The sequence below is a fragment of the Nonlabens dokdonensis DSW-6 genome, assembly GCF_000332115.1.
GTDB lineage: Bacteria > Bacteroidota > Bacteroidia > Flavobacteriales > Flavobacteriaceae > Nonlabens > Nonlabens dokdonensis.
Map to the genome: position 1 here is coordinate 3,013,581 of NC_020156.1, position 15,100 is coordinate 3,028,680.

The window sequence follows — 15,100 nt, forward strand, 5'->3', positions numbered from 1 at the left end:
AAACAAATGAATGAAGTACGGCTCTTTTTTAATAATGAAAATCTTACTCAACAATAAACTTGCGAGCAATGGTTTGATCAATAGAATTTAGTTTCAAAATATAAATACCGTTGTTTAAATCGTCGTTAATTTGGTCATTTTGTAAAATGCCTCCAGACACTTTTCTACCAGAAAGGTCATAAACTTCATAAGAACTTACATTTGAAGTGTCACCGCTTAAATTAAGCGCACCTCGTGTAGGATTAGGATAAATAGATATACTATTCAAACTAGTAACTTGTTCAATAGATGCCGTAGCTGGGTCAAAAACAAAAAGTTCATTTCCTGTCACGCCATCCTCTTCACCTTCAAAATAAAGTTTATTGTTATAAACTACCATGTCATCCACATCTTTTATAGTAGCATTCAATTGTGTGGATGTTATTCCATTTGTAGAATGTAAGTATTTTGCACTATCAACATCGCTGTCTCCTGCATAATAAATAACACCATTCAACTCAATTAAATCACTAGGATTATGATCTTCTATACTGTTGGAGCTTATTTGAATGATGGTGCCAGCAACAGTATCATACTTGAATAATTGATCTATAGAAGATGGAGCAATAAGACCTTCAAAATAAAGATCAGTACCTATTGCGGCATACTCTCTAACACTTCCTATGCCTTGAATAGTAGCCTGACTTACTTCAATTGTGCCAGCCGCAGTTCCGTCGGTTTCCCATAAATTACCTAATGCTTCAAAATATAATTTAGTACCGATAGTCGTAAAATTACTAATTCCTGAATTGCCTGATCCTGCTGATATATCTAGAACTAGAGTGTATGTGTCTGTCGCAGGATTATAGGTGTATAACTCTCTTCCAGTAGTCGCTTCATCTGGAGAGTATTCCATATACGCATATATCAAATTGTTCCAAGATGTTAAGTCGCTAGCAAGAGTCGTCGCGGTTGGATTGACGGCATCTGGAGCAATAATTGCTGTCGTGCCATTCCATTCTGTCAGCTGGTTATTCACACCATTTTGATTTGTAGTTAAAAAAACTGAATTGCCTAGAACAACGGCGTTATTAGGGACGTCTCCAGCTATAAGAGGGAATAAATCTACTTTAGTTGTTCCCGCAGCAGTTCCATCTGAGGTCCATAATTCTGAAGCGCCATCATTTGCAGTAAAGTATAAGGCATTATTAAATATGAAGTAGTTAAACGGACTACTACCAGCAGAACCTGTTCTAATATCTGCGACCAGACTAGTTCCAGCGGCAGTGCCGTCCGTTACCCATAATTCACGACCTACGTCAGTTCCGCCTGTGTTTGTACCAGAAGAGTCATCTGCATCAAAATAGATTAAATTATTAAATACGGTTAAGTCTCCTGGTGATCCGTTGCTAGTTCCAGGATTTATATCAAGCACTAGAGTAGGTGCCTGACCATAAACTAAAGTTGATAATATTACAAAGATACTTAGAGAATAAAGTTTTTTCATAGCTTGTTATTTATAATGATTCAAAATTACGATAGATATAAAAACTAACCAATTTATTTAGAGGGATTTTTTGTGTTTAATTTAATGAATTAGATATAGTGCATGTTGTAGTGACGTATGATATCGTTTTTAACAGTATACAAGATTATTCCGCTTTCGCGAAAGCGGAATTATTAAAAAAGCCCTAGAAATTAATTTTCTAAGGCTTTGTAATTTATAAAATAAAAGTGAATTATCTAGTGAAAAGTAACTCACGATATTTAGTTAGGGGCCACATTTCGTCGTCAACCAATAATTCTAATTTATCACAGTGGTAACGGATCTCGTCAAAGTATGGCTTCACTTCATCACAATAAAGTGCCGCAGTTTCTTCGGCATCTTTTGCATTGTTTGCTTTCTTACGAGCATCAGTCATTTCAGTAATTCCTTTGTTGATTTTCTCGATGTGTTCTGAGATTTCTTCAATAAGAATCATTTGCTCTTTGGCCATTTTCTTGAAATCTTTACCGTAGATTTCTTTTAATCCTACTACGTTTTCTATTAATCTGTTTTGGTATTTAACAGCGGTAGGAATCACATGATTGCGTGCCACATCTCCTAAGATACGTCCCTCAATCTGTATGCGCATTGCATATTCTTCTACCTCAATTTCATAACGAGCCTCAGACTCGATCTTGCTCATAATGTTTAGATCTTCAAAAAGCTTGATGCTTTTCTTAGAAACTTTTGCTTTAAGAGCGTCAGGAGTAGTTTTATTATTACTTAATCCACGTTTTTTAGCTTCTTTTTCCCAAGCTTCTCCATATCCATCTCCTTCAAAACGAATTTTCTTAGACTGCTTGATGTATTCACGTAATACGTTAAAAATCGCCTCGTCTTTCTTAAGTTTTTTGTCTTTTATAAGAGCGTCTACTTCTGCTTTAAATTCAATTAATTGTTGTGCAACAATGGCATTAAGCACTGTCATTGGATTAGCACAATTTGCAGTAGAACCTACGGCACGTAACTCAAATTTATTACCTGTAAATGCAAATGGTGACGTACGGTTACGGTCTGTATTATCCAGAATTACTTCTGGAATTTTACCCACTACGTTTAATTTAAGGTCTGTTTTTTCTTCTGGAGAAAGTTTACCGTCGGTGACTTTTTCTAGTTCGTCTAAAACATTAGTTAATTGAGAACCTATAAAAACAGATATAATTGCTGGTGGCGCTTCATTTGCTCCTAGTCTGTGATCATTTGATGCACTTGCGATAGTTGCTCTAATCAATTCTTCATGATCGTGTACCGCTTTGATGGTATTCACAAAGAAGGTTAAGAATTGTAAATTCTTCATAGGTGTACTTCCTGGAGAAAGTAAATTCACACCTGTATTTGTCGCAAGAGACCAGTTATTGTGTTTTCCAGATCCGTTTACACCTGCAAATGGCTTTTCATGGAATAGAACTTTAAAGAAATGTCTCGCTGCAACTTTTCTCATCACATCCATTAATAAGGAGTTGTGATCTACTGCAAGGTTTGCTTCTTCAAAAATAGGAGCTAGCTCAAATTGATTAGGAGCTACTTCATTATGACGAGTTTTTACAGGTATACCAAGAAGCATACATTCTGTTTCCATATCACGCATAAAATTCAATACACGAGTAGGAATAGCGCCAAAATAATGATCGTCTAATTGCTGTCCTTTTGCAGAAGAGTGACCTAACAACGTACGGCCAGCCAATTGTAAATCTGGACGTGAGTCTGCTAGCGCGCTATCGATAAGGAAGTATTCTTGTTCCCAACCTAAAGTAGCTACTGTTTTAGTTACGTTTTTATCAAAATATTTACAAACATCTGTTGCAGCACTATCGATAGCTTGCAAAGATCTTAAAAGAGGTGTTTTATAATCAAGTGCCTCACCTGTATAAGCTACAAATACAGTAGGAATACAAAGAGTTGTTCCCATAATAAATGCAGGAGATGTAGGATCCCAAGCGGTGTAACCACGAGCTTCAAACGTGTTTCTTATTCCGCCATTAGGAAAAGAAGAAGCATCTGGCTCTTGTTGAACGAGTTGTCCACCACCAAACTTTTCTAAAACCGTACCGTCCATTTCCAATTCAAAAAATGCATCATGCTTTTCGGCAGTTGCACCTGTTAATGGCTGGAACCAGTGCGTGTAGTGAGTAGCACCATTTTGGATAGCCCACTCCTTCATTCCTGTAGAAACATGGTCTGCAACGCTACGGTCTATTTTGCTTCCATTATTGATAGCATCTTGCACACTTTTGTAAGCATCTTTGTTCAAATGCTGACGCATAGACGCTTTGTCAAAAACGTTTTTACCGAATATATCGCTTCTTCTAGCAGGTTCATTTACTGCTATTTCTTTGCGATCTAAAGTTTCTTTTAAAGCTTGAAATCTTAATGTAGACATCGTTATATGTTTTTTTATTATAAGATGCTGCAAAAGTAATGTATTAATTTATTAGTACCCTAAAATTTTATAGGTCAAGTATTAAAATTAATAATTATTTAATGCACAAACCCTAATTTTTATAGGGTTGAAAAAGCTAAATAAAGAAAAAGTAAGTAAGCTCCTAAGAAAGCGATGCCTTTAAATCTGGAAATCTCATATTTTTTAGGTATAAATGCCATAGGAAGTAATAAAAAGGCGATTCCCAACATCCAATAAATGTCGTTGTTGAGTAAACCCATTCCTTTTTCTTCAATTTGAATAGGTTGAATAATCGCAGTTATTCCTAAAACAGAACCTATATTGAAGATATTAGAACCAATTAAATTACCCAATGAAATGGCTTTCTCTTTTTTTAATGCTGCAATTATTGATGCTGCTAGCTCTGGAACAGACGTTCCTACGGCAACCATCGATACTGCGATAATACTTTCTGGAATGCCTAGGCTTGCTGCAATATCTACAGCTCCTTTTACGAGTAGCTCACTACCTTGCCATAAAGCGAGACCACCGAGTATGAGGAACATAATAATCTTCCACCATACGGCTTCTTGAAGTTCTTCTTCTATTTCTATAGCGTCTGGCTTTTTACGAGCTCTTCTTAATAAAAGAAAAATGAATAAGATCAAAAGTGTTAATAATACAAATCCTTCCCAGCGTACCAAGTTATTTCCAGAAAGTAATAACACATATAATAGGACGCTGAAAGCCATCATCCACTGCCAATTAAATTTAAAGAAGTCTTTATCTATGGCTAGAGGCGCAATAAGTGCCGTAGCTCCTAATACTAAAGCAATGTTTGCGATATTAGAACCTATAACATTGCCTAATGCAAGACCGGATAAACCATCTAAAGCAGACTGTATGCTAACGATAAGTTCAGGCGCACTAGTGGCAAAAGATACTACCGTAAGACCGATGATCATTTTTGACAACTTTAGTTTTAGAGATAATCCTACTGAAGACCGCACTAAAAACTCACCACCGATTACTAGAAGCACCAATCCTATAATTAGATAAAAAAGACTCATGAATTTCAACTGTTTTAAGATTGTAAAAGTATCAATAATTAATATTCTGTATTGAAGATAACATCAATTCTTTCTAACCATTTAATTACCTTAGAGTAAAAGAAAAAACGCCCAGATTAGGGCGTTTTAAATTTAATAGAGGGAAGATTTTAATGAGAATGATTACCATTATGGTCGTGGTGATCATGAAATGTAACTTTCCCAGTTTCCATGTCATAAACTGCTGAAACTATAATTATTTCACCTTTATCTTCCATTTGTGCCATGACTGGAGACGTGTCTCTTATATCTTGTACAGTTCGTATGGCATTCTTTTCAATAACATCGTTTGTGAATTTAGTATTAGTAGATTTACGCTCTCCATCAGTTTCAACTCCAGTAATAGAAGGTTCGATCTTTTCAAGTAAAGCAGCTAATGAATTCATATTCAAAGATTTTGCATCCACTTTATCAATAGTAGATTTAACGGCGCCACAAGAGGTATGCCCCATAACTATCACAACCTTAGAACCAGCAACAGCCGTAGCAAATTCCATCGATCCTACCATATCTTCATTCTCAATATTTCCTGCAACACGCGCTACAAATATATCACCTATACCTAAATCAAAAACATCCTCAACTGGTACACGGCTATCTACACATGATAACACTATAGCCTTAGGATACTGTCCTAACATCGCTTCTACACGTTGTGCAGAATGATCTCTTCTGGTTAGGTTATTATTTACAAAGTTTTCATTCCCTTTTTTCAATCTGCCAATTATTTCTGCAGGAGACATGTCAGCTTGATCCTCGGCTGTTAAGATGCTTTTTACAGGTTTTTCTAATTCTTTAACAGCAACAGTAGGAATCTCTTCTGTTGTTACTTCATTTTCTGTATTTTCATTACAAGCGACTAATCCAGTCATGATTAATGCAGTTGTAAATAATTGAAACGTTTTCTTCATTTTTTTTATTTAAAGTTAGTTGTTAAAATGTATGATGTAAACTGAACTGCAGCTGGCCTTTGCCCCAGTTTACTGTTTTTTGATTCATCCAGCCCAATTGTAATCTCAATTTGTTAGTGAGCGCATATCCTGCACCTAAATAAGTACGATTTCTATCAAATAATTCTATTTCTCTGCCATCACCTATTTCAGTTTGACCATTTATAAAAATTTCATTGTATAACGCGATATAGATGGCATTTTTAGATAAATCTTTTTGATTTATAGGAACGTTTAAAAATAGGTTATAGCGATATCTCGTTCTAAAATCTTGGTTTTCTACAAAACGTTGCTCGTACCTGAATCGGTGTGTGATGTAAAAACGTTCTCCTAATTTTTGAGGTAATAAAGCTTCTTGATAGATTCTGTTTTCACCACTGGTATCGTCTGACTCGCCAAATTCCCCTGTTGTAATATTAGCATATCCTACAGTGAATGTAATATTTGAATTATCAGGACTGTAAGTGATTCCTGATCTCAAAAGTAGTTGCTCCATATCTCCTAAACCTTGCCAGTCTCGGTATTGAAAATCTCCTTGAATTCCCCAATTAGAATTACTAAACTTAGCATTGTAAAAATACATATACCATGCGCCCGTTTGAGAACTTTCAAGTTGCGCAATACTGATGCTACTGGAAAGAATAATTATAATGAGAATTAGTTTTTTCAATTTGATGTTTTTTAAAATTCGATAGCGCAAATTTAAAGTAATACTCACTTTTATAATAGTATTACTATCATAAATAATTGTTATAATTTTAAATAGCTCTCAACGAATGCTTAAACATCTGTAAAACAGATTTTTGAACAGTATTTTCACATTCTATACCGTCATATGTATTCCATATTTTTCTTTTAAAGGAAAAGATTTTAGGTTCTCGCTTTCGCGAAAGCGAGATCAAAAACTAACTTTATGGAGTAACAAGTTGAAATGGGATGTCATAGAACACTTTGCAAAAGCGTCTATGTTATAAAAAAAAAATAGCTCGTAGTAAATAATGACGCAAGAGACTCTTTTAAATTGAAGGATAATTATAGAGGCTAATCAAGCAAAGCAGGCAAAACAATTACATGAATAGTAGGTATCAACTTCACGCCATTTAATGTGAAGACACAAGCATAGATGTGTTGAGCTTTTGAAACGGCAATGGAAAAGTCTATAAATTGATCAGTTTATGTTGTTAGAAGTAAACTTGCTAATCGTCAAGCGCGACGACATCATCTTCATCCAGAATTTCACAAATACATCTAAAGCCAGTTTTTAACTCTTCTTGATCGTAATATTCGAGCTTGCGATCTAGTAAGGAATTGTAGACACCATCTTTAGCGATTTCTTTGATTTCCATGATAGTCATTTGATTTTGATCATCTTGCATTCTTCTAAATAAACTGAAATCGCCGGTATAGGCATAAATTTGATCTTGATACTTGGTTAATTTGAACTCTCGTTCTAATTTATTTTGTGCAGCTACGACTTCTCTTTGAGTAGGTAGTCTATATTTCACTTTATAAGGGAATCTAGCTCGTTGAGATTTATTTTTACTTTTGATAGCATAAACAGAGTTAGCTAGATCAGTTCTCCACAGGCAATATAATTCCGCTTGTTCTTTTGAAATATCAACTACGGGATGCCATTGAAAGAATGGACTGCTGGTGTAATTACCCATACTCAATTTAGTAGTTATCATCTTGCGAGGATCTTGATGGGTTACCTCCATTAAAAGTCTGGTGTTTCCCGTCCATGGAATAAAAACACTGTCTTTATCAACATCGTATCTAGGAAATGATTTGAGTTTTTCATGTTTTTCAAGAGACCAGTAGTTTTCTACATTGCTTAAAAACTCTTTATACATCAAGTTAGTGACTGGTACACGATCGATGTATAAATCTTCAGTGAGCATGATAGTTCCTGGAGGCGTTGAAGGATCTTCTTGATAAGGATCGTTTGCATCAACAGATTGAAATAAACCGCAACTGCTTGTAAGTGATATTAGTAAAATTATTACAATCGAGTACTTTGTAATTTTGGTCATCATGGTAGTATGTTAAAAACTAAAGGCAAAAAAAACATTCAAAAGTAAATAATTAACAATTGTAATCTTCATTTTTGTAGAAATTAGTTAAACAGTAAATATTTACCGATGAAGTTTTTTATAGATACCGCAAATTTAGATCAGATCGCCGAGGCTCAAGACATGGGAATTCTCGATGGAGTTACCACTAATCCGTCGCTTATGGCAAAAGAAGGGATTACTGGTCAAGAAAATATTATCAACCATTACAAGAAGATTTGTGAATTAGTCGACGGCGATGTAAGTGCCGAGGTTATTTCTACCGATTTTGATGGCATGGTCAAAGAAGGTGAGGCGCTTGCAGCTCTTAATGAACAAATAGTTGTAAAACTACCTATGATTAAGGATGGTGTCAAGGCATGTAAATATTTTACTGATAAAGGAATTAAAACAAATGTAACTTTAGTCTTTAGTCCAGGGCAAGCACTTCTTGCTGCCAAGGCTGGAGCCACTTATGTTTCTCCTTTTATAGGTAGACTGGACGACATAAGCACTGATGGACTCAACCTCATTGCAGAAATAAGAATGATTTATGATAATTATGGTTTTGAAACAGAGATTCTAGCTGCCTCTGTAAGACATACCATGCATGTTATAGACTGTGCAAAATTAGGAGCAGATGTGATGACAGGTCCTCTTTCTTCTATTGAAGGATTATTAAAACACCCACTTACTGATATAGGACTTGCTAAGTTCCTAGCAGATTATAAAAAAGGAAATTCTTAGAACTAACCTTCTTATAAAACTGAGAATAAAAAAGAGCTTTTTCGGTTAGAAAAAGCTCTTTTTTATTCTCAGTGATTGAAATTATTATCTGCTTAAATATCCCAACAAGGTGGTTTCTATTTTATAATGAAATAAATTGATATTAGGATCTAGAATGATTAACTCAGGTCCTATTAACATACTTCTGTTTTCGTTTCTTAAAGCGAGCTGCTTGCTTATAGATTGATTATCTACTAGTTGAAACTCTGAAGACTCATTGAACCCAAACTTTGAACTGGCTTCTCTCCATGTTTTGCTTTTAGGATCATCGAGGTTAATTCCTATAAAGTTAATTTCAGGATATTTAGATCTTAATCCGTTAACTAACTTATGAATACGCAGCGCATAAGTCTCGTTTTTATCAGACCAATAAAATAACACACTCAAACCTTTAACTTGATCTGATAGCTGCGTGGTATTTTGATCGTATGTATACAATTCAAAATCAGGAAGTTTATTCCCAGGATCTAAATTGATATAAGTGGCTGCCATTTTAGTAATCTCATTTTTCAATTGTTCATCTTCAGACAGTTCTAAAAATTGATCTACAAGTTTGTTGATTTCGGCAATGTTTTTTCTACTTCTTATAAAGTTTCTAGTTTCATTTCCAGCAAAAAGACTTTTTAAAGTTTCATTGTTGAAGAGACTATCGATAACGTTTAATTTTTCACTTCTGTATTCAAAGCCGTTGCGATCTACCAGTTTCCCGCTACCATGTTTTAATGCGCAATTGTATAAAGCTATATTGGAGACTAAAGAAGTTATGTAAGGCCTATAAGTGTATTTGTTAAGTAACTCCGTATTATTTAATTCTAGCTTGTGGCGGTGTGCATAGAAATTTGAAGGTAAAAAATCACTTTTTAAAATTTCGTTTTTACCAAAGTGCGTATAAGCATATCGTTCTAGTCTGGTCCAAGAATTAAACTCAATAATACGCTCTGTTCCTTCTACAAAATCATCAGTAAAATTATTTTCCTTAGCGATTTTCTTCAATTGTTTAATTGTAGCACCAGTAAGACTATCAATCATTTTTTTGAAGTCTATAGGTTCACGCTGGTACTCGCTTAATATTTTTCTATTATTTGTTTCTGTTTCTAGAAATAATTTAATCAAATAATTATTTTCTTTAGAAGTGGCTCCTGTAAAAGCGAGGGACTCATCAAAAGCTTTGGTATTTAGTCTCCATCTCAAAGAATCTCCAGGACCTATGTAAATGGATTGGTATTCATTTCCATGAACAAAAGTGTAGAATCCGGTGGCAATATTTTTATATTTTTTATCAAAAACACCCTTATCGTTCAGTTGCAGTGTATCTTGAATATCTATGTAGTTTCTAATCACCACATAATCTGTAATAGGATTGATTATTTTTCCTGCTATAGAAATCGACGTGGTTTTACTCGTCGTTTTCTCCTCACAACCTATTAAAAGTAACAAACAACCTATAAGTAATGTAGCAGGGAAAATGTAATGGTTACGCTTTCGCGAAAGCGATATAATATCAAACATAAAAACGATACAAATTTCAGATTAAAACAAAAAAAGGCTTATTGCTTTAATTGTCAAGTTAAGGCACTGTTAAATTGATAGCAAAGAGTTCTTTTTAAACACTAAAGAATCAGTATTTTTGCAAATTCAAAATTGAATTTATGTTAACGGTTTCTAATTTATCGGTACAATTCGGTAAACGTATATTATTTGATGAGGTAAATGCAAAATTTGGCGGGAGCAATTGCTATGGTATCATAGGGGCAAATGGAGCAGGAAAATCTACATTTTTAAAGATGCTTACGGGCAAAATGGATCCTACAAGCGGTCACGTACATCTGGAATCTGGAAAAAGACTGTCTGTTCTAGAGCAGGATCACAATGCGCATGATGAAGATACGGTACTGGAAACCGTGCTTAAGGGTAACAAGCCTTTGCATAAATTAAAAACAGAAATAGATGCGCTTTATGCCGATTATACTGATGAAAATGCAGAGAAAATAGGTGAGCTTCAAGTAAAGTTTGAAGAAATGGACGGCTGGAATGCAGACAGTAGTGCTGCTTCATTACTTTCTAATCTTGGGATAGGAGAGGAGTATCATTACACTCTTATGGGTGATATGGATAACAAACTCAAAGTACGTGTGCTTCTTGCGCAGGCACTTTTTGGTACTCCAGATGTTCTTGTAATGGATGAGCCTACTAACGATCTAGATTATGAAACCATCACGTGGTTAGAGAATTTCCTTGCTAATTATGAAAACACCGTCATTGTGGTTTCTCACGATAGACACTTTCTAGATGCGGTATGTACTCATATCGCCGATATAGATTTCGGTAAGATCAATCAGTATTCTGGAAATTATACCTTCTGGTATGAATCTTCTCAATTGGCTGCAAGACAGCGCCAGCAAGCCAACAAAAAGGCAGAAGAAAAGAAGAAAGAGCTGCAAGAATTTATCGCTAGATTTAGCGCAAACGTTGCCAAATCTAAACAAGCTACATCTCGTAAGAAAATGATTGATAAGCTTGATATTTCTGAGATCAAGCCTTCTTCTAGACGTTATCCAGCCATCATATTTGATCGCGATAGAGAAGCAGGTGACCAGATTTTAAATGTAGAAAAGCTTACTGCTTCTATAGATGGAGAGGTTCTTTTTAAAGACATTGATATCAATCTTGCTAAAGGTGATAAAGTCATTTTATTCTCAAGAGATAGTCGTGCTACCTCTTTGTTTTATGATATATTAAATGATCGCGCTACAGCAGATTCTGGTAAATTTAATTGGGGTGTTACTACCACTCAAAGTTATTTACCAGTGGACAATGCAGAGTTCTTTGACGTAGATATGAATCTAGTAGACTGGTTAAGACAGTATGCACAAACAGAAGAAGAGAGAGAAGAGGTTTACTTAAGAGGTTTTTTAGGTAAAATGATATTCTCTGGAGAAGAGGCGTTGAAGAGCGCAAGAGTTCTTTCTGGAGGAGAAAAAGTACGTTGTATGCTTTCTCGTATGATGATGAAAAGAGCTAATGTACTAATGGTAGATGAACCTACAAACCACTTAGATCTAGAATCTATTCAGGCTTTTAATAACAGTTTAAAAAACTTCAAAGGAACAGTATTGCTCACTACTCATGATCATGAGTTTGCTCAATCGGTAGGTAATAGAGTTATAGAACTTACTCCTAACGGTGCTATAGATCGTTACACCACGTTTGAAGAGTACATGGACGATAAAACTGTAAGAGAGCTTAGGAATAAAATGTATACGGTCTAGTTTACCGTTTAAGTTTTCAGTCTCTGCATCCAAGATACTTTGCATGCTGCGCTATTAAAGGTTTATAAATTTCTCCATCCATTTTCCCCTTTTTGGGAAATGTCCTAAGGACAATGGGACTTGGGGAAATTTCCGCTATGACTATAAAGGTTGTTGTAGTTATTTTATTTTCACTTTATATTAGGAACAGTCTTTGCTTTAATCATGAGAGGAATGATTAAATTTGTAAAACACCAGAGATTATGGGAATAATAGGTCGCAGAAAGAACAAAAAATACGATTACGAACCAAGGTATTATAAAAACACTACTGGAAGTAAACCATTTGAAATCAAACACAAATTTGATGACCAGCGTACAACAGTTCAAAACGTAGGTTTAAAAGGTAAGTTTGGAAATGCCATGCAAGATTTAAAGCACGGCGCAGATGCTGTAGTAAAAAGAAGGTTACTCATTATTATTTCGATTCTTGTACTCATTTTTCTCTGGATTATAGACTTTGATTTATCCATTTTTAGATTCTAATTGACTTCATGTCAGATATAATAAAATTATTACCAGATCACGTTGCAAATCAAATTGCAGCTGGAGAGGTTGTTCAACGACCTGCTAGTGTGGTCAAAGAATTATTAGAAAACGCCATTGATGCTGGTGCAACACAAGTACAACTTATAGTTAAAAATGCAGGTAAGACACTTGTTCAAGTAATTGATAATGGTAAAGGAATGAGCATGACAGATGCTCGCATGGCTTTTGAACGACATGCCACTTCAAAAATTTCAAATGCAGATGATCTTTTCAACTTACACACCAAAGGCTTTAGAGGTGAAGCATTAGCATCTGTTGCAGCAGTTTCTCAAATTTCTGTGAAGTCTAAAAGACAAGAAGACGACCTTGGGACACTTTTAGAAATAGAAGGTAGTAAAGTAACAAAGCAAGAACCTGTTGTTTCCTCACAAGGAACCATGATAAGCGTACGTAATTTATTTTACAATGTACCTGCGAGAAGAAAATTTCTAAAATCCGACCAAGTAGAACTGCGCAATATTACCGACGAATTTCATCGAGTAGCGATGGTACATCCAGAAGTTGCGATGAGTTTTTCTCATAATGATAATTCCTTATTCAACCTAATAAAAAGTACTCATAGACAGCGTATTGTGAGTATTATGGGTGGTAAGACTAATGAAAAACTTGTACCTGTAGAAGAAGAAACAGAGCTCATGTCTATCAAAGGGTATATCGGTAAACCTGAATTTGCAAGAAAGACCAGAGGATTGCAGTACTTCTTTGTGAATGGAAGATTTATAAAGCATAACTATTTGAATCATGCAGTGCTAAGTGCATTTGATGGTTTATTAAAAGAAAAGTCAAATCCAGCTTACTTTCTGTATTTGACTGTTCCTCGCGATAGTGTGGATATCAATATTCACCCTACAAAAACGGAAGTAAAATTTGACGATGAGCACAGTTTGTATGCTATTCTAAGGGCAAGTGTTAAACATGCATTAGGTCAATTCACGATTAATTCTATTGACTTTCATCAAGAAAAGCAATACGAGGTACCTTATGAGGTGGCAAAAAATAAAACTTCCAATTCTCCCAGGATAGAAGTTGATCCAGATTTCAATCCGTTCCAGCAGGAGAAAAGTAATGTGAGTAACACAAGAACTCAAAGTTTTCAAAAACCAGCTGCTGCACCATGGGAATCATTGTATGCGGGAATTGAAGAAAGCTCTAAACTCATAGACGAGTCAGAAAAAGAGCAGGTAACTTCTTCTATGTTTGAAAAGCATGAAGTAGAACAGCGCAACATTTTTCAATTGCAACGCAAGTTTGTTATCAGTACTTTGAGTAGTGGTTTATTAGTAGTTAATCAGCAAAGAGCACATGAGCGTGTGTTGTATGAAAAATTATTGCGACAGCTTACAGTTCAAAATGGAGTAAGCCAGCAATTATTATTTCCCATTAAATTAAACCTTCCTGCTGAAGAGGTTTCTATATTACTCCAGCTTCAAGACGAGCTAGAGCATACTGGTTTTTTATTCAAAAGCTTACACGACAATGTAGTTGAGATTGAAGGATTACCTCTGGAGTTGAAAGAAAAAGATGTTCCTTCTGTACTTGAAGCGGTTATAGCAAAGGAGCAAGAAGATGTACCAGAATACAGCTATTCTCCAGCTGATGGACTAGCACAAACCATGGCGGCTTCTATGTCTATTAAAACAGGCGAAGCGCTAACCAAAGAAGCGATGGAAAATCTAGTGGATGAATTGTTTGCTTGCAAAGAGCCTGAAATTACCGCATCAGGCAAAAAAATATTTATAAATCTATCAGGAGATAGTCTTAACTCAAAATTTAATTAGATGTTCAATATCAGATTATCACCTATGGTTAAGAATTTATTGATTCTTAATGTTGTAATTTTTGTTGGAATGGCCTTTCTAGCGCGTGATCTAACGCCTTTCTTTTTTGAAACATTTGCTTTGTGGTTCATTGACAATCCTAATTTTCAGGTTTGGCAGCCGCTCACTCACATGTTTATGCACAGTTTGTCAGACTACACACATATTCTCTATAATATGTTGTTTTTAGTTTTTCTAGCTCCAGCAATTGAACAATGGATGGGTTCTCAGCGTTTTCTTTTTTTCTATTTAATGTGTGGTATTGGAGCGTTTTTAACTGTTACCGCAGTAGATTATTATAGTTTCTTATTTGACACTGCAGAGTTTATGAATGATGGATATTATAGACCTTCCGTAGGAGCAAGTGGAGCAATTTACGGAGTCATGGCTGCATTTATGTATTTATTTCCTAATCGTACGCTGGTTTTGTTTCCTATCCCAATTCCTATAAAAGTTAAATATTTGATAGGGTTTTATATGATCAAAGAATTACTTGCTACCTTGGGCTATATTGATAGTGCCAAAAATGTTGGTCACCTTGCTCACTTAGGTGGAGCATTGTTTGGTTTTATAATGATCTGGTACTGGAAGAGAAATGATATGGACGAATACAGAATAAATTAACT

The 15,100-nt window shown here is 35.1% G+C and carries 13 protein-coding genes; 6 read left to right on the forward strand and 7 right to left on the reverse strand.

Annotation, left to right across the window (positions count from 1 at the left end; all coding sequences use genetic code 11):
* Positions 1 to 43: 43 nt before the first annotated feature.
* The 5 genes from DDD_RS13155 to DDD_RS13175 all read right to left on the reverse strand — a co-directional run bounded on the left by DDD_RS13155 (position 44) and on the right by DDD_RS13175 (position 6,634).
* A complete protein-coding gene (locus tag DDD_RS13155; protein WP_015363397.1) occupies positions 44 to 1,486 on the reverse strand; it encodes a T9SS type A sorting domain-containing protein in 1,443 nt (480 codons plus the stop codon).
* A 232-nt stretch (positions 1,487 to 1,718) separates the two neighbouring features.
* Positions 1,719 to 3,905 carry a glutamine synthetase III family protein gene (locus DDD_RS13160; protein WP_015363399.1) on the reverse strand — a complete coding sequence of 729 codons (2,187 nt, stop codon included), beginning with the start codon at positions 3,903 to 3,905 and terminating at the stop codon, positions 1,719 to 1,721.
* Positions 3,906 to 4,024: 119 nt separating this feature from the next.
* Positions 4,025 to 4,975: a calcium/sodium antiporter gene (locus DDD_RS13165; RefSeq protein ID WP_041567167.1), complete on the reverse strand. Its 951-nt coding sequence runs from the start codon at positions 4,973 to 4,975 to the stop codon at positions 4,025 to 4,027.
* 149 nt (positions 4,976 to 5,124) lie between these two features.
* Positions 5,125 to 5,925 carry a carbonic anhydrase family protein gene (locus DDD_RS13170; RefSeq protein WP_015363402.1) on the reverse strand — a complete coding sequence of 267 codons (801 nt, stop codon included), beginning with the start codon at positions 5,923 to 5,925 and terminating at the stop codon, positions 5,125 to 5,127.
* A gap of 22 nt (positions 5,926 to 5,947) precedes the next feature.
* Entirely contained in the window at positions 5,948 to 6,634 is a 687-nt protein-coding gene (locus DDD_RS13175; RefSeq protein ID WP_015363403.1) for a DUF2490 domain-containing protein, read from the reverse strand.
* Positions 6,635 to 6,767: 133 nt separating this feature from the next.
* Between DDD_RS13175 and DDD_RS18035 the strand changes: the two genes are divergently transcribed.
* Positions 6,768 to 6,938 carry a hypothetical protein gene (locus DDD_RS18035; RefSeq protein ID WP_015363404.1) on the forward strand — a complete coding sequence of 57 codons (171 nt, stop codon included), beginning with the start codon at positions 6,768 to 6,770 and terminating at the stop codon, positions 6,936 to 6,938.
* 222 nt (positions 6,939 to 7,160) lie between these two features.
* On the opposite strand, the gene DDD_RS13180 is transcribed toward DDD_RS18035, so the two are convergent.
* The gene (locus tag DDD_RS13180; protein WP_015363405.1) at positions 7,161 to 8,000 is read right to left on the reverse strand and encodes an SUMF1/EgtB/PvdO family nonheme iron enzyme; all 840 of its coding nucleotides are present in this window, start codon (positions 7,998 to 8,000) and stop codon (positions 7,161 to 7,163) included.
* A gap of 105 nt (positions 8,001 to 8,105) precedes the next feature.
* On the opposite strand from DDD_RS13180, the gene fsa reads away from it, so the two are divergent.
* A complete protein-coding gene (fsa, locus tag DDD_RS13185) occupies positions 8,106 to 8,762 on the forward strand; it encodes a fructose-6-phosphate aldolase (RefSeq protein WP_015363406.1) in 657 nt (218 codons plus the stop codon).
* Positions 8,763 to 8,846: 84 nt separating this feature from the next.
* Here the strand turns inward: fsa and DDD_RS13190 are convergent, their stop codons facing one another.
* Complete coding sequence (locus DDD_RS13190) at positions 8,847 to 10,310, reverse strand: redoxin domain-containing protein (RefSeq protein WP_015363407.1); 1,464 nt, start codon at positions 10,308 to 10,310, stop codon at positions 8,847 to 8,849.
* Positions 10,311 to 10,450: 140 nt separating this feature from the next.
* On the opposite strand from DDD_RS13190, the gene DDD_RS13195 reads away from it, so the two are divergent.
* From DDD_RS13195 to DDD_RS13210, 4 genes are all read left to right on the forward strand, one after another.
* Positions 10,451 to 12,070: an ABC-F family ATP-binding cassette domain-containing protein gene (locus DDD_RS13195; RefSeq protein ID WP_015363408.1), complete on the forward strand. Its 1,620-nt coding sequence runs from the start codon at positions 10,451 to 10,453 to the stop codon at positions 12,068 to 12,070.
* Positions 12,071 to 12,312: 242 nt separating this feature from the next.
* Positions 12,313 to 12,594, forward strand: coding sequence for a hypothetical protein (locus tag DDD_RS13200; RefSeq protein ID WP_015363409.1), 282 nt, complete (start codon positions 12,313 to 12,315; stop codon positions 12,592 to 12,594).
* An 8-nt stretch (positions 12,595 to 12,602) separates the two neighbouring features.
* The gene (gene mutL, locus DDD_RS13205) at positions 12,603 to 14,435 is read left to right on the forward strand and encodes a DNA mismatch repair endonuclease MutL (RefSeq protein ID WP_015363410.1); all 1,833 of its coding nucleotides are present in this window, start codon (positions 12,603 to 12,605) and stop codon (positions 14,433 to 14,435) included.
* Positions 14,436 to 15,098: a rhomboid family intramembrane serine protease gene (locus DDD_RS13210; RefSeq protein WP_041567168.1), complete on the forward strand. Its 663-nt coding sequence runs from the start codon at positions 14,436 to 14,438 to the stop codon at positions 15,096 to 15,098.
* Positions 15,099 to 15,100: the final 2 nt, after the last annotated feature.